The sequence below is a fragment of the Burkholderia sp. KJ006 genome, assembly GCF_000262695.1.
GTDB lineage: Bacteria > Pseudomonadota > Gammaproteobacteria > Burkholderiales > Burkholderiaceae > Burkholderia > Burkholderia vietnamiensis.
Genome location: NC_017920.1, coordinates 1231116 through 1248461, shown reverse-complemented (window position 1 = coordinate 1248461; position 17346 = coordinate 1231116). Strand labels below are relative to the sequence as shown.

At 70.4% G+C, this 17346-nt stretch carries 20 protein-coding genes; 6 read left to right on the top strand and 14 right to left on the bottom strand.

Annotated elements, in window-relative coordinates; translation table 11 throughout:
• Positions 1-136: 136 nt before the first annotated feature.
• The 3 genes from MYA_RS05700 to gloB all read right to left on the bottom strand — a co-directional run bounded on the left by MYA_RS05700 (position 137) and on the right by gloB (position 4067).
• On the bottom strand, positions 137-1369 hold the full coding sequence (locus tag MYA_RS05700) for an MFS transporter (protein ID WP_014722810.1): 1233 nt from the start codon (positions 1367-1369) through the stop codon (positions 137-139).
• 168 nt (positions 1370-1537) lie between these two features.
• Entirely contained in the window at positions 1538-3109 is a 1572-nt protein-coding gene (locus MYA_RS05695; RefSeq protein ID WP_011884271.1) for a transglycosylase SLT domain-containing protein, read from the bottom strand.
• A gap of 151 nt (positions 3110-3260) precedes the next feature.
• Positions 3261-4067, bottom strand: coding sequence for a hydroxyacylglutathione hydrolase (gene gloB, locus MYA_RS05690; protein ID WP_011884270.1), 807 nt, complete (start codon positions 4065-4067; stop codon positions 3261-3263).
• 18 nt (positions 4068-4085) lie between these two features.
• On the opposite strand from gloB, the gene MYA_RS05685 reads away from it, so the two are divergent.
• Genes MYA_RS05685 through dnaQ form a run of 3 tightly spaced genes read left to right on the top strand, consistent with a single transcriptional unit; the run spans position 4086 to position 6111 of the window.
• Positions 4086-4898, top strand: a complete 813-nt coding sequence (locus tag MYA_RS05685) for a class I SAM-dependent methyltransferase (RefSeq protein ID WP_011884269.1) — start codon at positions 4086-4088, stop codon at positions 4896-4898.
• Positions 4895-5338 (top strand): ribonuclease HI, encoded by a 444-nt coding sequence (gene rnhA, locus MYA_RS05680; protein WP_011884268.1) that lies wholly within the window; start codon positions 4895-4897, stop codon positions 5336-5338. Before MYA_RS05685 ends, rnhA begins: the two co-directional genes overlap by 4 nt.
• Before the next feature lie 38 nt (positions 5339-5376).
• Positions 5377-6111, top strand: coding sequence for a DNA polymerase III subunit epsilon (dnaQ, locus tag MYA_RS05675; RefSeq protein WP_014722808.1), 735 nt, complete (start codon positions 5377-5379; stop codon positions 6109-6111).
• Between the two features lie 34 nt (positions 6112-6145).
• On the opposite strand, the gene MYA_RS05670 is transcribed toward dnaQ, so the two are convergent.
• Positions 6146-6478 (bottom strand): YnfA family protein, encoded by a 333-nt coding sequence (locus tag MYA_RS05670; RefSeq protein ID WP_011884266.1) that lies wholly within the window; start codon positions 6476-6478, stop codon positions 6146-6148.
• Positions 6479-6536: 58 nt separating this feature from the next.
• Between MYA_RS05670 and MYA_RS30915 the strand changes: the two genes are divergently transcribed.
• The gene (locus MYA_RS30915; RefSeq protein WP_148278545.1) at positions 6537-6857 is read left to right on the top strand and encodes a hypothetical protein; all 321 of its coding nucleotides are present in this window, start codon (positions 6537-6539) and stop codon (positions 6855-6857) included.
• 173 nt (positions 6858-7030) lie between these two features.
• A complete protein-coding gene (gene proP / locus MYA_RS05665; RefSeq protein ID WP_011884265.1) occupies positions 7031-8515 on the top strand; it encodes a glycine betaine/L-proline transporter ProP in 1485 nt (494 codons plus the stop codon).
• A 127-nt stretch (positions 8516-8642) separates the two neighbouring features.
• On the opposite strand, the gene MYA_RS05660 is transcribed toward proP, so the two are convergent.
• Together MYA_RS05660 and MYA_RS05655 are read right to left on the bottom strand one after the other, a co-directional pair.
• Positions 8643-8849 carry a hypothetical protein gene (locus MYA_RS05660; RefSeq protein WP_014722807.1) on the bottom strand — a complete coding sequence of 69 codons (207 nt, stop codon included), beginning with the start codon at positions 8847-8849 and terminating at the stop codon, positions 8643-8645.
• 368 nt (positions 8850-9217) lie between these two features.
• Complete coding sequence (locus MYA_RS05655) at positions 9218-9847, bottom strand: glutathione S-transferase family protein (RefSeq protein WP_011884263.1); 630 nt, start codon at positions 9845-9847, stop codon at positions 9218-9220.
• 180 nt (positions 9848-10027) lie between these two features.
• Between MYA_RS05655 and phaZ the strand changes: the two genes are divergently transcribed.
• Positions 10028-11251 (top strand): polyhydroxyalkanoate depolymerase, encoded by a 1224-nt coding sequence (gene phaZ, locus MYA_RS05650; RefSeq protein ID WP_014722806.1) that lies wholly within the window; start codon positions 10028-10030, stop codon positions 11249-11251.
• On the opposite strand, the gene MYA_RS05645 is transcribed toward phaZ, so the two are convergent.
• From MYA_RS05645 to mdcC, 8 genes are all read right to left on the bottom strand, one after another.
• Positions 11238-11918: a phosphoribosyltransferase gene (locus MYA_RS05645; protein ID WP_014722805.1), complete on the bottom strand. Its 681-nt coding sequence runs from the start codon at positions 11916-11918 to the stop codon at positions 11238-11240. The two genes, phaZ and MYA_RS05645, sit on opposite strands and share 14 nt — an antisense overlap.
• Positions 11919-12245: 327 nt before the next feature.
• Positions 12246-12767, bottom strand: coding sequence for a phospholipase D-like domain-containing protein (locus MYA_RS05640; RefSeq protein WP_014722804.1), 522 nt, complete (start codon positions 12765-12767; stop codon positions 12246-12248).
• A gap of 174 nt (positions 12768-12941) precedes the next feature.
• On the bottom strand, positions 12942-13874 hold the full coding sequence (locus MYA_RS05635) for an acyltransferase domain-containing protein (RefSeq protein WP_014722803.1): 933 nt from the start codon (positions 13872-13874) through the stop codon (positions 12942-12944).
• Positions 13871-14746: a triphosphoribosyl-dephospho-CoA synthase MdcB gene (gene mdcB, locus MYA_RS05630; protein WP_014722802.1), complete on the bottom strand. Its 876-nt coding sequence runs from the start codon at positions 14744-14746 to the stop codon at positions 13871-13873. Before mdcB ends, MYA_RS05635 begins: the two co-directional genes overlap by 4 nt.
• Entirely contained in the window at positions 14743-15411 is a 669-nt protein-coding gene (gene mdcG / locus MYA_RS05625) for a malonate decarboxylase holo-[acyl-carrier-protein] synthase (protein ID WP_014722801.1), read from the bottom strand. Before mdcG ends, mdcB begins: the two co-directional genes overlap by 4 nt.
• On the bottom strand, positions 15398-16105 hold the full coding sequence (mdcE, locus tag MYA_RS05620; RefSeq protein ID WP_014722800.1) for a biotin-independent malonate decarboxylase subunit gamma: 708 nt from the start codon (positions 16103-16105) through the stop codon (positions 15398-15400). Before mdcE ends, mdcG begins: the two co-directional genes overlap by 14 nt.
• Positions 16092-17033, bottom strand: a complete 942-nt coding sequence (locus tag MYA_RS05615) for a biotin-independent malonate decarboxylase subunit beta (protein ID WP_014722799.1) — start codon at positions 17031-17033, stop codon at positions 16092-16094. The genes mdcE and MYA_RS05615 overlap by 14 nt, the downstream gene beginning before the upstream one ends.
• The gene (mdcC, locus tag MYA_RS05610; RefSeq protein WP_011884252.1) at positions 17030-17344 is read right to left on the bottom strand and encodes a malonate decarboxylase acyl carrier protein; all 315 of its coding nucleotides are present in this window, start codon (positions 17342-17344) and stop codon (positions 17030-17032) included. Before mdcC ends, MYA_RS05615 begins: the two co-directional genes overlap by 4 nt.
• Positions 17345-17346 lie beyond the last annotated feature (2 nt).

The window sequence follows — 17346 nt, the reverse complement described above, 5'->3', positions numbered from 1 at the left end:
AACTTTCAAATTATAGTCCGAAAATGGCCTAATTTTCAATCGGCATGGGCGCCCGATCGTGCGCGCCGCGTGCCGCATCCATCGCCGGCCCGTGGCCTCCGCTGCTGCGGCCCCGTTTGCGCCGCCGCATCACCCTTCAGCGTACTGCCGGATCGGCCCGCTTGCCAGCACTGCGCGCGGGCCATGCGGACCACGCCGCGCTCGCGAGCTGCAGCGCGAGCAGCACGCCCCACGCCGTCGCATGCGCGCTCGCCGGATAATAGCCGTCGGTTGCCGGCCAGCGCGACAGCACGACACCGATCCCGATCTGGAACGCAAAGATCAGCACGAAGATGGCGAGCGTGAGCGTCGTATTCGCGCGGCCGATCAGATGCGCGGGGAAATGGGCGGCGAGCACCGCATAGGTCAGGATGCCGACGCCGCCGAACATCCCGTAGGCGGCCCACAACAGCGCGGGCGGCAGCGGTGCACGCGCGACGATCGCGACCTGCGTCGCCACGAACAGCGCCATCCCGACACTGCAGAACGCATGGACCGACACGCCGCGTCGCTCGAGCGCGCGCGCCGCCGCGCCGAAGCCGACACACCCCGCCATCATCGCGAAGCCCAGCACCGACACCAGCCGCGCCGCGTGCTGCGCGTCGAATCCCCCGACATCGCGCAGATACGGGCCGACCCACAGCGACTGCATCGCGTAGAACACGCCCTGCGTGACGATCGAGAACGACGAGATCTTCCAGAACGCGCGACTGGCGAGGATGTGCCACGTGCCCTTGAACTGGCTGACGAGCCCGCCCTGGTGGCGCGGCTGCGCGGTCTCGGGTGCGCCGCAGCCGATCGCGGCCGCGACGACGAGCGTCAGCGCCGCGAGCCCGCCGCAAATCGCGCGCCAGCTCGTCAGACCGAGCAGCCAGGTGAGCGGCGAACCCACCGCGACGCCGCCGAGGCCGCCGACGGCCATCACGAGCCCGTTGACGAGCGGCAGCCGGCTGACCGGGAAATGCTGCGCGAGCGCCTTGAAGGCCGCACCGAGACACACCGACACGCCGACGCCGATCAGCAGCCGGCCGACCATCATCGTACCCAGACCATGCGCTGTGCCGAACACGGCCGCGCCGGCGGCCGCGAACAGCAACATCCCGGCCGCCACGCGGCGCGGGCCGAAATGGTCGAGCAGCACGCCGGCCGGAACCTGCGCGCCGGCGAAGCCGAGAAAATAGAGACTGGTGAGCAGCCCGAGATCGGCCGCCGACAGCCCGAGCTCGTGCGTGACGAACGGCGCGAAGCCGAGATTGACGCCGCGAAACACGTACGACACGAAATAGCCGAGCGCAAACAGCGCGAGCACCCTGATCTGCACCGCCGACATCGCCCTCTCCTCGCAACCGGTTGCCGCGGGTTGCCGCGCGAAGCGTTCGCCCGCCGCCGCGCACAAACGAAAACGCCGTCACCTCGGTGACGGCGTCGCTTCGTGTCGGATCGTCGCGCAATCGCGCCGCCCGACCCGGCCAGCGCGCTGCGCGCGCGGCCGCGTGGGTTACTTCTTCTTGCCCTTGTGCGCGGCGGCCTTCGGCGCTGCCTTCGCGGGCGCCGCCTTCGCCGCATGCGCAGCCGGCTTCGCCGCGGCATGCTTGCCGCCGCGCGACTTGCCGCCCACCGACAGGCTCGCGCGCTCGATGTGCGCGCCCGCCGCCGACGTCGCGATCCGCTCCGGGCCCGGCTCGGCCGGCACCGCGCGGCCGACCGGCACGTGCAGCACCAGCGCCTGACCCGGCATCGCGATGTCGCGATGCGTGCGGTTCCACGCCTTCAGCTGGCCGACCGACACGCCGTAGCGGCCGGCGAGCGCGGCCATCGACTGCTTGCGGCGCACGCGGATCAGCATCTTGCGCGTGTCGGGCACGTCGGGTTCCATCGCCAGCACGCCGTTCTCGGCGACGTCGGCGCTGATGTCCTCGTCATCGTCGTCGCCGCGCGGCACGACGATCGTCGAGCCCGGCTTCAGGCGCATGCCGGCCGGAATCTTGTTGACCGACATCAGCGTATCGGGGTCGACGCCGATCTTCTCGGCGATCGCAGCCGGCCGCGCGCGTTCGCTGACCGTATAGGTGGTCCACGACGACAGCTGACCGTTGTACGCCTTCAGGCTCTTCTCGAACGCCGCCGCGTTGTCGAACGGCAGCAGGATCTGCGGCTCGGTCGCGCCGAGAATGACCGGCTTCGAGAACGACGGGTTCAGCGAGCGGAATTCGTCGAGCGACAGATTGGCGAGCTTGGCGGCCACCGCCACGTCGATGTCGCGCGACGTGGTGACGGTCACGAAGTACGGGTGGTTCGGGATGTCCGGCAGCGCGAGACCGAATTGCTGCGGATTGGCGATGATGTTCTTCACCGCCTGCAGCTTCGGCACGTAGTTGCGCGTCTCGTTCGGCATCCGCAGGTTCTGGTAATCGGTCGGCAGGCCGGCCGCCTGGTTGCGCGCGATCGCGCGCTGCACGTTGCCCTCGCCCCAGTTGTATGCGGCCAACGCCAGATACCAGTCGCCGAACATGTCGTGCAGGCGCGACAGGTAATCGAGCGCGGCGCTCGTCGACGCCAGCACGTCGCGGCGCTCGTCCTGCCACATGTTGCGCTTCAGGTTGTACGTGCGGCCCGTGCCCGGCATGAACTGCCACATGCCGGCCGCCTTCGCGACCGACAGCGCCTGCGGGTTGTAGGCGGATTCGATGAACGGCAGCAGCGCGAGCTCGGTCGGCATGTGGCGCGCCTCGAGCTCCTCGACGATGTGATACAGATATTTCTGCGAGCGCTCGGTCATGCGCTGCACGTAATCGGGACGCTGCGTGTACCAGGTCGTCTGCATGTCGACGAGGTCGCTCTGCAGGTCCGGCATCTGGAAGCCGCGGCGAATGCGCGCCCACAGGTCGGAATCCGCACTGGTCAGATCGCCGACGGACTGCTTGTCGACGTCGACGGTTTCTTTCGCGGTGGCTGATTTACGGAGGTAGTTGGACGCCGCCTGCGAATCGGCGGCGTTGTTGGCGACAGGACCCTGGCTCGCGCATGCGGCGAGCAGCAGGACCACCATCGCACTCAATATAAGTCGCATGAAAATCTCGGCTTCCGACGGCTGGAAATTGCAGGCGATACTACGGAAGTGCGTGCTTCACGTCAATAAAAACACCGAAAACTCAGCGAAATCCTACGTTTGGGGCAATTTTTACAGGTAGCGCCTGAGGTACGGAGTCCTCCCGATTGCGTCATCGGAAGCGGTTTTTCCATTCGCGCATCAGCGTGAATGCCGCCAACCGGTCGGGCACCGTTTCGTGCAACTCGGCCTCGAGCGTCGCGTGGATCGCCGCGCTGTCCGCGCGCAGGAACGGGTTCACCGCGCGCTCGTGCGCGATCGTGGTCGGCAGCGTCGGCATCCCGCGCGCGCGCAGCGCCTGCGCGTCGTCGCGCCACGCGGCGAGCGCCGCATTGCCGGGCTCGCACGCGAGCGCGAAGCGGATGTTCGACAGCGTGTATTCGTGTGCACAATGCACGCGCGTGTCGCCGGGCAGCGCCGCGAGCGCATCCAGCGACGCGAGCATCTGCGCGGGCGTGCCTTCGAACAGGCGGCCGCAGCCGCACGAGAACAGCGTGTCGCCGCAAAACACGTGAGGGATGGCGGCGCCGTGGCCGGCCGCCTGGAAATACGCGATGTGGCCGCGCGTGTGACCCGGCACGTCGAGCACGTCGAACGCGAGCGCCGGCGCGTCGAGCGTCACGCGAGCGCCGCCGGCCAGCGGCCGCGTCACGACGCCGATCGCCTCGGCGGCCGGGCCGTATACGACGAGCGGCGCATCGTCCGGCTGGCTATCGCGCAGGGCGGCGACACCGCCGACATGGTCGGCGTGATGGTGGGTGAGTAGAATAGCGGTCAACCGCCAGCCGCGTTCCGCCAGAACGCGGCGTACCGGCGCGGCTTCACCCGGATCGACGGCGATCGCATCGCGGCCGTCCGACACGAGCCAGATGTAGTTGTCTTCGAATGCCGGCACCGGCACGTATTCCAGCTCGTTCATGGGCACGCAATCATCGTTATGTCCGATCCTCAAATTATAGACTGGCCCGCCTGGACCGACTCGCCGCCCGGCCGCTACGTGCTGGGCTGGGAGCAGGCGCAGCTCGACCGGATCGTGTCCGACGTGTTCGGGTTTCACGCGCTGCAGCTCGGGCTGCCGCAGCTCGATGCCTTGCGCGAGAACCGCATGCCGTATCGCGGCCTCGTGCTCGATCCCGCCAGCGGCGCGAGCGCGCCCTACCAGTATCCGTGGGCGCGCGAGGCATCCGCCCCCGAGCATGCGCCGGCCGAGCGCAGCACCACGTGGTGCGACCTGCTCGACCTGCCGTTCGAGTCGCAGAGCGTCGACCTGATCGTGATGCCGCACACGCTCGAGTTCACGTCCGACCCGCACCGGCTGCTGCGCGAGGCCGAACGCGTGCTGATGCCCGAAGGGCAGCTGGTGATCACCGGCTTCAACTCACTGAGCCTGTGGGGCATGCGGCAATCGTTCGGGCGCATGGCGAACCGCCCGTTCGTGCCGGCCGCGCGCGACCAGATCGCGTTCATTCGGCTCAAGGACTGGATCAAGCTGCTCGGCTTCGATCTCGAGCGCGGCCGCTTCGGCTGCTACCGGCCGCCGCTCGTCACCGACAAGTGGCTGGCCCGCTACGGCTTCATGGAAGCCGCCGGCGACCGCTGGTGGCCGATCTTCGGCGCCGTCTACATGGTCACGGCCGTCAAGCGCGTGCGCGGCATGCGCCTGATCGGCCCGATCAAGATGAAAAAGCCGGTGCTCGCGCCGGGCCTCACGCCGGCGGCCACCCCGACCACCCATCAAGAACATTCATGACCATCGACACCATCGACATCTATACCGACGGCGCCTGCAAGGGCAACCCCGGCCCCGGCGGCTGGGGCGCACTGCTGCGCTACGGCGACCGCGAAAAGGAGCTGTTCGGCGGCGAGCCGAACACGACCAACAACCGGATGGAGCTGATGGGCGTGATCGCCGCGCTCGAGGCGCTGAAGCGCCCGTGCCGCGTGATCGTCCATACCGACTCGCAGTACGTGCAGAAAGGCATCAGCGAGTGGATCCACGGCTGGAAGAAAAAAGGTTGGGTCACCGCGGCCAAGACCCCGGTGAAGAACGCCGATCTCTGGAAGCGGCTCGACGCGCTCGTCGCGCAGCACGAGATCGAGTGGCGCTGGGTGAAAGGCCACGCGGGCCATCCCGAAAACGAACGCGCTGACGCGCTCGCGAATCGCGGCGTCGAATCCCTCGCGGCCTGAACGCCGGCCGCCCTACCGTCTTTCCCGATTTATCCGACATGCGCCAGATCATTCTCGATACCGAAACCACCGGCCTCAATCCCCGCTCGGGCGATCGCCTGATCGAAATCGGCTGCGTGGAGCTGCTGAACCGGCGGCTCACCGGCAACAACCTGCACATCTACGTGAACCCCGAGCGCGACAGCGATCCGGGCGCGCTGGCCGTGCACGGGCTGACCACCGAGTTTCTGAGCGACAAGCCGAAGTTCGCGGAAGTCGCCGACCAGATCCGCGACTTCGTGAAGGGCGCGGAACTGATCATCCACAACGCACCGTTCGACCTCGGGTTCCTCGATGCCGAATTCGCGCGGCTCGGCCTGCCGCCGTTCATCGAGCATTGCGACGGCGTGATCGACACGCTGGCCGAGGCCAAGCAGATGTTCCCCGGCAAGCGCAATTCGCTCGACGCGCTGTGCGACCGGTTCGGCATCAGCAACGCGCACCGCACGCTGCACGGCGCACTGCTCGACTCGGAGCTGCTCGCCGAGGTCTATCTCGCGATGACGCGCGGCCAGGACAGCCTCGTGATCGACATGCTCGACGACCCAGGCGCCGACGGCGGCACGGCGAACGGCCAGCGCATCTCGCTCGCGTCGCTCGACCTGCCGGTCGTCGCGGCCAGCGACGACGAGCTCGCCGCGCACCAGGCGCAGCTCGACGAGTTGGACAAGTCGGTCAAGGGCACCTGCGTCTGGCGCACGTCCGCCGAAGTGGACGCCGTCGAAGCGGCCTGACGCATCCGACCGCTCCGCTGCACTGCACCCGCGCCTACGCGCGCGGCTGCAGCGCGATCATCGCCATCCCGCCGAGCGCGAGCGCCGCGCCGGCCGCGTCCCAGCGGGTCAGCGCGACGCCGTCGACGACCCGCAGCCACAGCAGCGCCACGCCGATATACACGCCGCCATACGCCGCGTAGGTGCGCCCCGCCGCGCTCGGATGCAGCGTCAGCAGCCACGCGAACAGCGCGAGCGACAGCGCTGCGGGCACCAGCAGCCACACGGGCCGCCCGCCTTTCAGCACGAGCCACGGCAGGTAGCAGCCCACGATTTCGGCCACCGCGGTAACGGCGAACAATGCCGCGATCCTGATCAGTTCGGTCATCCGGTTCCTCTTGGAATGAGCGTCCGTCGCGCAGGGTCCGCGAGGGCCCCGCGACGGCATGCCCGGCGCGGCCCATCATACCCGCGCGAGCCGCGCCGGAACCGCCGCGGGACGGGCGATTCCGAGCAATTTGCACGATCGTCTGTCATCGTGCTATCATGTCGCCTGTTTCAACCTCGAATCTCTTTCTTTTTCGATCTCGATCGAATGCCGCCCGCGCCTGCAGGCCGGCGCTTCGATCGACATTGCATCCACAGGAAAGCCCGCCCGACAGGCCCGCTTTTCTCGTTTCGTTGCCCTTCCGGGGCACTTGCCGGAGCGCCGGACTTTCGTCCGCACCGGTATCCGCCGCCTGCATCACGCGGCCCATTCTTCATGAGCGCACCGTCGCGGCGGCCCATCGGGCCCGCGTCGAAGCAGTCCCTTGCGGCTCTTTACCGCCATTCGCGCAGTAAGTGCTTAAAGGCCTGCCCCGACGCGCTGCACACGACCTCGCGCTTGCCGGCAAACCGTGTCGGACGGCCATCCGTTCCGGCGCAGTCAAAGGAGTGCATGACCTTGACCGCAACACACGTCAGCCCGATCGCTGCTTCCCCTTCCCCGTCGTCCGGCGAGGCCCCGCTCGCCGCGGACGACATCACCGTCGTCGACCAGAGCCTGCTCAAGCGCGCCGTCAGCGCAATGGCCATCGGCAATGCGATGGAATGGTTCGACTTCGGCGTCTACAGCTACATCGCCGTCACGCTCGGCAAGGTGTTCTTCCCGTCGAGCAGCCCGTCCGCGCAGCTGCTCGCTACCTTCGGCACGTTCGCGGCCGCGTTCGTCGTGCGCCCGCTCGGCGGCATGGTGTTCGGCCCGCTCGGCGACCGCATCGGCCGCCAGCGCGTGCTCGCCGCCACCATGATCATGATGGCCGTCGGCACCTTCGCGATCGGCCTGATCCCCAGCTACGCGTCGATCGGCATCATGGCGCCCGTGCTGCTGCTCGTCGCCCGCCTCGTGCAGGGCTTCTCCACCGGCGGCGAATACGGCGGCGCCGCCACCTTCATCGCCGAGTTCTCGACCGACAAGCGCCGCGGCTTCATGGGCAGCTTCCTCGAGTTCGGCACGCTGATCGGCTATGTGATGGGCGCCGGCGTCGTCGCGCTGCTGACCGCGTCGCTGTCGGAGGACGCGCTGCTGTCGTGGGGCTGGCGCGTGCCGTTCCTGATCGCAGGGCCGCTCGGCCTGATCGGGCTGTACATCCGGATGAAGCTCGAGGAGACGCCGGCGTTCAAGCGTCAGGCCGAAGCGCGCGAAGCGCAGGACAAGGCCGTGCCGAAGACGCGCTTTCGCGAAACGCTGTTCGCCAACTGGCGCGCGCTCCTGCTCTGCGTCGGCCTCGTGCTGATCTTCAACGTGACCGATTACATGGTGCTGTCGTACCTGCCGAGCTTCATGTCGTCCACGCTGCACTTCGACGAGTCGCACAGCCTCGTGCTGGTGCTGATCGTGATGGTGCTGATGATGCCGCTCACGCTCGCGGCCGGCCGCCTGTCGGACCGCATCGGCCGCAAGCCGGTCATGCTGGCCGGCTGCGTGGGCCTGCTGGCGCTGTCGATCCCGTCGATGATGCTGATCCATGCGGGCACCACCGCGTCGGTGTTCGGCGGCCTGCTGATCCTCGGCGTGCTGCTGTCGTGCTTCACCGGCGTGATGCCGTCGGCGCTGCCCGCGCTGTTCCCGACGGAGATCCGCTACGGCGCGCTCGCGATCGGCTTCAACGTGTCGGTGTCGCTGTTCGGCGGCACGACGCCGCTGGTGACGGCCTGGCTCGTCGACGTGACGCAAAACCTGATGATGCCCGCCTATTACATGATGGGCGCCGCCGTGATCGGCATCGTGTCGGTCGTCGCGCTCGCCGAGACCGCGCGTCAGCCGCTCAAGGGCTCGCCGCCGGCCGTCGCGACGCACCGCGAAGCACACCAGCTGGTGCGCCAGCTGCGCGACGAGGACGAAGCCGAAATCTACGGCGTCGTGTCGGCCGCACGCGCCTGAGTGCTCAACAAGCGCCCAATGAGCGCCCAATAAAAACCCCGGCAATAGCCGGGGCCAGATCTACTCCGATTCGCCCGACCGGCGCCTGCCGGCCGGGCGTTCCTTTATTCGTTCGCCGAAGCGGCGTTCAGGCGTGCGCTTCGCATTCGCGGCAGAAGATCAGCGCACGCGAGCGCGACACGGCAGCCTGGGCACCGCGCGCCGCGACGATCAGGCCGACCTGGCCGAGATTGAAATCGCGCTCGACCATCAGCTGCGTCAGCGCGGCGAGCGGCAACACGACGGACGGGTGGTACAGGCTCGATTCGATCAGGGCTCTCATCTTCGGCTCCATCAGACAACGCATATTCGATGGAGTGAATTCTAGGGATCACCCTGATCCCGATAAACGGCACATTTGCGAAGTCACTTGTTGCCGCCGGTGAACAATCGGCCACGCCCTTGGCTGGTGCGGCTGACGGCGTCGTTCGGGGGCCTGTGGGGGCGGCTGTGTCGGGGTTGCGCGAACGCGCCGGGTAGCCGCGCCGTGGGTCGGACCAACGTGCGTGGGGCTATCGCACGGCCGTCGGCGAACCGCGCGGTCGGGCCGTGCGGGACGCCCGCACCGCGCAGCGCGCAGCGCGCAGCGACACGGCGCGGCTCAAGCGGATCGCAGAGCGTTCCCCGCGCTCGCTCGCATATCGGCGCGATGCGCCGCCGCGTTCAATCGAGCGGCGTTTCGACGAAGGCGGGAAGCTGCTCGGCCCGCGCCGAATGCGCAGCGAGCGCCGGATAACGGGCCGGATCGATCCGCGCGAGCGGCGCATATTCGGCGGTCATGAACTGCGTGAAGCGCCACGCGACGGCCACCGTCACGTCGGACTGCAGCAGCCGCGCGCCGCCGAGCCAGCCGTTGGCGGCCGCCACCAGCGGCTCGAGTTCGCCGTACGCGGCCTCGAGCTGGCCCAGCACGCGCTCGAGCCACGGCGCGTGCTGCTTGTCGGCCGGCCGCAGCGCCTGTTCGTAGATGACCTGCACCGTCTTCTCGGCCGCGGCCAGCGCGAAGCCGACCGGCACGAGCGCGCGCAACCGCGCGTCAACGGCCTCGGGCAACAGGCGCCGCTCCGGCGCGACGAGATGGTCGAGGTAGTCGACGATCAGCGAGGAATCGATCAGCGTGACTCCATCGTCGGTCACGAGCGTCGGCGCCTTCACGACCGGATTGATCTCGCGGAACCGGTCGAAATGGCGAAACACCGAAACCGACTCGTGCTCGAACGGCAGGTCCAGCAGCTTCGCCGAAATGGCGACACGGCGCACGAACGGGGAATCCAGCATACCGATCAGCTTCATTGCAAACGCTCCGAGTGACAAACCAGGGCCATCGACTGTAGCAGCGACGCAGGCGGCCGCCTAGCGACGCGCGGCCCCCCGCGCGATTGATGCGCATCACCCGGTCACGCATCGGACACCCGCGGCGCGTCCGGAATGACCATAATGCAGATTCACGCCCCTTCCGCGTCAAGGTCTCCCATGTGGTACGCCGTCGTCGAACAGCAGCGGGAATGGATGCGCGCCTGGCGCGCGGCGACGCGTCACGCGTTCGACGTGTGGCCGGCCGCGACGCTGCCGCACAGCGCGTCCACGTGTTACGACGACCTGTTCGAGCCGCTGCTCGGCCCGGCCGCCGGCCCGCCGCGCTTCGAGCTGCGCGAGCCGGGCATCGACGAGCGGATCGTCGCGCACACGCCGTTCTGCCAGTTGCGACGCTTCGCGCAAGCCGGCACGCGCCGCACCGTGCTGTTGTGCGCGCCGCTCGCCGGGCACGCGGCCGTGATGATGCGCGAAACCGTCGAGGCGCTGCTCGCGGACGGCGACGTCTGCGTGACCGACTGGGTCAATGCGCGCGACGTCCCGCTCGCCGCGGGCCGCTTCGGGCTCGACGAGTACGTGGCGACGCTCGACGGCTTCGTCGACGCGCTCGCGAGCGACGCCCGGCCGCTGCACGTCGTCGCCGTATGCCAGGCGACGGTGCCCGCGCTCGGCGCGCTCGCGCTGCGCGCCGCGCGCGGCCTGCCGCCGCCCGCGAGCATCACGCTGATCGGCGGCCCAATCGACGCGCGCGTCAATCCCAGCGCGCTCGGCACGACGGCCGCGTCGCATTCGCTCGCGTGGTGCCGCCGTCATCTGATCGATATCGTGCCGCCATGCTTCCCCGGCCACGGCCGTCACGTGTTCCCGACCTATCTTCAGCAGGGCGAAATCGCGCTGCTGTATCCGCAGCGTTTCATGTCGTTGATCGAAAACTACGCGCGCGCCGCATCGCGCGTCGACATGGCGGCGCTGGCCGACGCACGGCGCGCCCTGCGCGAGTACACGGCGCTGCTCGACATGCCGGCCGAGTATTTTCTGGATACCGTCGACATCGTGTTCCAGCGGATGTGCCTCGCCAACGGCACGTGGGACGTGGGCGGCCGGCGCGTCGAGCCGGCCGCGCTGCGCGGCGTCATGCTGCTGACCGTCGAAGGCCGCTGCGACGCGGTCACCGGCGCCGGGCAGACCCATGCGGCGCTCGACATGTGCGGCGGGCTGACGGCCGGCGAGCGTCATCGCGTCGATGTCGACGAGTGCGATCACTACGGCCTCTTCACTGGCGACCATTGGCACGCCGACGTCCACCCGGCGCTGCAGCGGATGTTCGCGCAGGCCGAAGCCGAACGCCCGCGGCCGCGCCGGCGCCGCATCAGGCGGGGCTGATCCCGTCGTGCCGGACGCGTGCCGCGTCGAGCAGCGCGCGCACCTCGTCGTCGCCGACCTGGTCGAAATCCGCATAGAACTGGCCGATGCCGAAGAACCGCGCGGGCTGCAACACCGTGACGAACGCGTCGGCCACGTCGTCGAACATATGCGCGGCACCGGCCGGCGCGACGGGCACGGCAGCCACGATGCGCGCGGGACGGCGCGCGCGCAGTGCCTGCAGCGCGACGCGCATCGAGGCGCCGGTCGCGACGCCGTCGTCGACGACGATCACGACGCGCCCTTCGACCGGCAGCGGCGGCCGCGCGCCGCGATACAGCGCGTCGCGGCGCTGCAGCTCGGCGGCTTCACGCGCGATCACGTCGGCCAGTTGGTCGCGCGTCACGCCCATCGCGCGAATCGCCGCATGCCGCAGATGAATCGCGCCGCCCGTCGCGAGCGCGCCGATCGCGAGCTCCGGATCGGACGGCATGCCGAGCTTGCGCACGATCAGCAGGTCGAGCGGCGCGCGCAGCGCCTGCGCGACGGGGAACGCAACCGGCACACCGCCGCGCGGCAGCGCGAGGACGACGACGTCGCGACGGTCCGCATAGCCGTGGAGCGCATGCGCGAGCCGGCGCCCGGCGTCGGCGCGATCGGTGAAACATTCGGGCAGGTTCGGGGCCATGCTGTCGCGACGCGGTTGTGGGGCTTCGGGGCTTCGGGGCGGGATGCGTGATGAAAGATGCGGGACATGCGGTACGCGCTACCGCGATCGATGCCGAGCCGCACCTGCGCCCGTTCAACGAGCATGGTTCATCGCTGACGCCGATGCAAGCGGGGTCATACCGGCGTATCGGGCACCGCCCGCAGGGAACGCGACGAAGAGCGTCGCGCGAAAGTTGGGCGGTCGACCAACGCGGCCCAGAACCCGAGCCGGCCCGCTGCGCGCGGAGCTCGCAACGCGGAGCGCGCCGACACGCGGCTCATAAGCCGCGCAGCCCGCCCCGCCCGCTCACCGCCCGGCGGCCTGCCGGTACAGACGCCAGAACGACTGCGCGTAAGACTGCGCGAGCTCCGGCGCGCGCTGGAATACGTTGACCGTCTCCGCGTGCGCGGCAGCGCCTTCGGACAGCGTCGGCAGCGCGACGTTGTCGTCGACGATCGCGAAACGCGGCGCGGGATCGTCGTGCCGCGAGTCGATCGCGACGTCGATGCCGGCCGCTTTCAGGTAACCGGCGCCGCTATACCTGCCTGCACGCGCCGAGCGCACCAGCACGACGCGCACGTCGACGCCGCGCGCGCGCGCCGCCCGCAGCGCGGCCGCGACCGCGGGCGGCACATGCGCATAGCCGGCCAGCAGCACGCGCCGCTGCGCGTTGTCGATCAGGTCGACGGTCGCGTCGGCGGCCACATTGTCATAGGAGAAGTACGTGCCGACCGACGCGGCGTCGGACGGAATGGGGCTGGCGTGGGCGCTCGCCGCGCAGCCGAGCGCGGCGAGAAGAATGGCGGCTGGTCTCATGGCGCGCGCCATTTTAGCGATGCCAATTCGCGTGGCAAGCGCTAGCCGACACGGTGCTGCGCCGGCGCAACACCCGTTGCGCCACGGCGATCGCGCGGGCCGTGTCGCGTGCCGGATTGCGCGCCGAGTAACGTGCCGAGCTACACGCCGAATTGCATCCGATCGCGCCGCGCCACGCGCTACCGTTCAGTCGCCCGCGACCCGCGCGAGCCAGCTCTCGACGCCGTCGACCGAGCGAAAATCGGCGACGCTGCGCGCCGGCAGCGCCGGATACGCGGCCGCCGCCATCTCGGCGAGCGCGCGGCCCGGCCCGAGTTCGAGGAACGCGCTTGCGCCGGCCTCGACACAGGCGGCCAGACACGCCGCCCATTCGACCGGCTCCGCGATCTGCCGCGCCAGCTTGTCGCGCCCCACGTCGACATCGAGCACCGACCCGCCATCGATCCCGGCAAACACGCGCGTGCCGGGTAGCGGCCGGCGCACGTTCGCCGCGGCGAGCGACGCGCGAAACAGCGGCACCGCTGCCGCCAGCCGGCGCGTGTGCGATGCGATCCGCACGCACACGGGCGCGACGCGCAATGCGCCCGCGCCCGCCGCAGCGTCGGCCACCGCGGCGACGTCGGGCTGGGCGCCGGCCACCACGAACGCATCGCCCGGATTCGCGATCGCGATCGCCGCGTCGCGGCCGTCACACAGGCCCGCGAGCTGCGCGCGCGCAAGCCCGCGCACGAACACCATCCGCTCATCGCCGCCGCTGGCCGCATCCATCGCACGCGCGCGCGCATCGGCGAGCTCCAGCGCGTCGTGCCGATCGATCATCCCGGCCACGCTCCACGACGCGACTTCGCCGACGCTGTAACCGGCCACGCAGCGGCGGCGCGGCCACGCGGCCGCGAGCAGTGCGGTCGCGGCGAGCGCCTGCAACGTGCAGAGGATCTGCGCTGCGCGGTTCTCGCCAAGCGCGTCCGGCCCGGCGCGCCGCACCCAGTCGCGCGGATCGTCGCCGAGCAGCCGGCCCGCGTGTGCGAACAGCGGTTCGGCCTGCGGCGCCGCACCGGTCAGCTCGAACATGTCGGCGCGCTGCGCGCCCTGCCCTGAACACAGGATCGCGAGCGTCATCGTTGCGCCTCGTCCGCGTCGAGCGCGTCGACGAATACGCTCATCGCGAGCAGGTCGGCCGCGCCGCCGGGGCTGAGCCGGCGCGCGACGAACGCGCGGTGCGCGGCAACGGCGCGCAGCCGCCAGTCGCGCGCGCGGATGCCGCCGCGTGCGACGAATGCGCGTGCGCTCGCGCGGGCGAAGTCGAGCCCGTCGCGCCCGCCGCGATGCAGCAGGTTCGTATCGTCGAGCGCGGCGATCAGCGCGAAGCAGGCTTCGACGCGCGCGGCTTCCGCGTCGCCCGGCATCCAGCGCGCGGCGCGCCGCAACGCCGGCAAGCCGACGCGATATACCGTCGCGAAGCCGCCGGCCGCCTCGCCGCGCGCGCCGCCGACGCCGTAGCGACGGCTCGCGCGCTCGCCGTGGCTGTCCGGCAGCCGCGGGCCGCCGAGGATCTCAGCGCCCCACCGTCGTGCGACGAATGCGCCGAGCGTCATCGTGCGGGCGGCCGCACCGGCTGCATCGGCCGTGGCGCGCCGGCCGGCCGCCGCGCACAGCAACCCGAGCCCGAAGATCGCGCCGCGATGCGTGTTCACGCCACCCGTCGCCGCAAGCATCGCATGTTCCGCGCGCAGCCCGATCTTGCGCAGCGCGCCCATGTCCGCGTCGCGCGCGCCGGCCTCGGCGAGTTCCGCGAAGTACGGCCGCAGCACGGCCGCGCTGCGTGCGAACGTCGCCGCGTCCATGTCCGCATGGCTGCCGGTGTCGACGTGACTGACGAGCCCCGGTTTCGGATAAGTCCGGATTTCGAGCACGAGGCTGCGCTCGGCGAGTTCGGCGATGCGCTCGGCGCCGGACGGCGCGAGCGTGCGGCACGCAGCCCACGCATTCATCGCACACCTCGCGCGAAGGCTTCCACCGACATCAATTCGACGGCGAGCGCCGTCTTCACCGCGACTTCCGGCAGCCGCGCGTACAGTTCGCGCCAGTTCACGCCGGCGCCGTCGTCGCGCAGCAATTCGCCGTCGATGCGCATCGGCGCGCGCGCGTCGAGCGCCGCGAGGCCGTCGAGCAGCGCGTCGCGCAGCGCCGCGGCCGGCAGCGGAAACACGACGTCGAGATCGGATCCGTCGCTCAGATAGCGTTCGCCGGTCAGCGTCTGCCATGCGAGGCTGCCGAACACGCGCCCCTCGACGCCGCAGCGCGCACCCAGCGCAGCCAGTTCGCGCAGCGTTGGCTGCCATGCGGCGGGCGCGGCGGCGAGCACGTCGGCCAGCGCCGGCAACGCGCGACGCGCTGCGACGGCATCGGCCGCGACGTTCAGCGCGACGCGCCGCTTGCCGGCGGCAGGCGGCAACGGGATGCCGAGCGGCACGCGCGCCGCGTCGGCTTCGTCGGGCGTGGCGCGGCGCACGATCAGCGGCCGGCCGTCGGCAGCCCACGCATGCACGACCGGATCGGCCGCGAGCGCGGGATCGCGCGCGAACGCGGCGGACCACCCGGCCGCCGTCAGCGTGACGAGCGTGTGGCGGCGCAGCGGTGCGTCAGCGCGCGGCACGCGCGAGCGCCTCGACGCGACGCGCGACGTCGGCCGCGACCGGGCGGCCGCGCGCGGCGCGCGTGTCGCCGCGATCGACTGGCCTGGCGAGCCACTCGCCGACCTGCGCGTCGAGCGCGCAGGCCGGATCGAGCACCGCGTCGACCGCGCCCATCTTCACGAGATTGTCGAGCCCCGGCGCGAACACCGGCGTCGAGCGCGCCATCGCCTCGAGCACGTCGATCGGCAGCTTCGTCACGCGCGACATCGACGGCAGGTCCATCACCTCCGGCTCAGCGCCCGGCAGCGCGAGCAGCGTGCGCGTCGCGAGCGCGGTCGCGATGAACGCGCCGGCGGCCGTATGGCCGTACAGCAAGCCGATCGTCCGGTGCCCGGCGAGCTCCGCATGCATCAGGCATTTGGCGAGATGCGACAGCCCTTCGTTCAGGCCGAGCAGTTCGTCGCGCTTGCTCATCCGCTGGCTGTCGCTGTCGACGAGCACGAGGATCGGCGTGTCGCCGCCGCGCTCGATCGTGGCGAGCACCTGCGACGCGAGCGCCAGCGCTTCGTCGATGCCGAACGGCAGACGCTCGGCGACGCCGATCACGTCGACGCGCGTGCCGCCCAGTTGCGCCGAGCCCGTCAGCAGGCCGCCATCGCGCGCAATCGAATGGCCCGCGGGAAACAGCGAGGTCAGTACTTCATCGAGCGTCATGCTGCGGCTCCTGTAAATGGTCGGCGAGCTTGGCGAATGCGTCGTCGGGCATGCCGGGAATCGCTTCCGGCCGATCCGCGCCGAGCGCGCGCCACACGTCGAGCGCATCCGCACATCGGCCGAAGCGGGCGACGCGCGCTTCGAGACGCGCCTGCTCCGCGCGCAGCATCGCCGTATCGAACGCCGGCGCGCAGCCGAGCAGTTCGAGCGCCGCCGCACGGAACGCGGCCGGCGTATCGGCGACGTAGCGGTCCGCGCCGCCGATCAGCCGCCGGTGCTTGCCGCCCATCGTGCGCCAGATCAGCGCGCGATCCTTCGCGTCGAATTCCTCCACGCCGCGATTGGTCTCGATCACCTCGGGCCCCGACACGCTGATGCGTCCCTGCTCGGACACCGCCAGCGCCGAACAGCAGGCCGCGAGCAGACCGCCGCCGCCGTAGCAGCCGGCGCGCCCGCCGATCAACCCGAGCACCGCCACGCCGGCCGCGCGCGCGTCGACGAGCGCCCGCATGATCTCGGCGATCGCGAGCTCGCCCGCGTTCGCTTCCTGCAGCCGCACGCCGCCGGTATCGAACAGGATCAACACCGGCTTGCCGACCTCGCGCGCCGCGCGCAGCAGCCCCGTGAGCTTCGCGCCGTGCACTTCGCCGAAGGCGCCGCCCATGAAGCGGCCTTCCTGCGCGGCGATCAGCACGGGCCTGCCGTCGAGCCGGCCGTGGCCGACCACCATCCCGTCGTCGAACTGCTGCGGCAGCCCGAACAGCGGCAGATGCGGGCTCGCCACGCGTTCGGCCGGCCCGAGGAATTCGTCGAAGCTGCCCGCATCGAGCAGCGCGTCGATGCGCTGCCGCGCGGACGCCTCGTACCAACTCGCGTCGTTCGCGACGAACGCGGGCGCGTCGTGGTCGTGAATCGCCGGGTTCGTCATGCGTCCCCCTCGATCGCGCGCACGGCCTGCGCGAGCCGCAGCGACACCATGTCGGGCCGCGCGCCGCCGTCGTTGATCGACAGCTTCAGCCCGCCCGGCGCGCACCGTTCGACGAAGTCCGCCACGACGGCCCGCCACACCGCGCCGAAGCCGACCGCCGCGGTGCGGATGTCGATCTCGCATTGATCGTCGGGCAGGACGCGCTCGACGAGCACCTCCAGGTTGCCCGACGCGACCACGCCGACGAGCGCCGCGGCCAGCCGGCCCTTCGCACGCGCGCGCGCGGCGAACCGATAGTTCAACTGTTCCATCC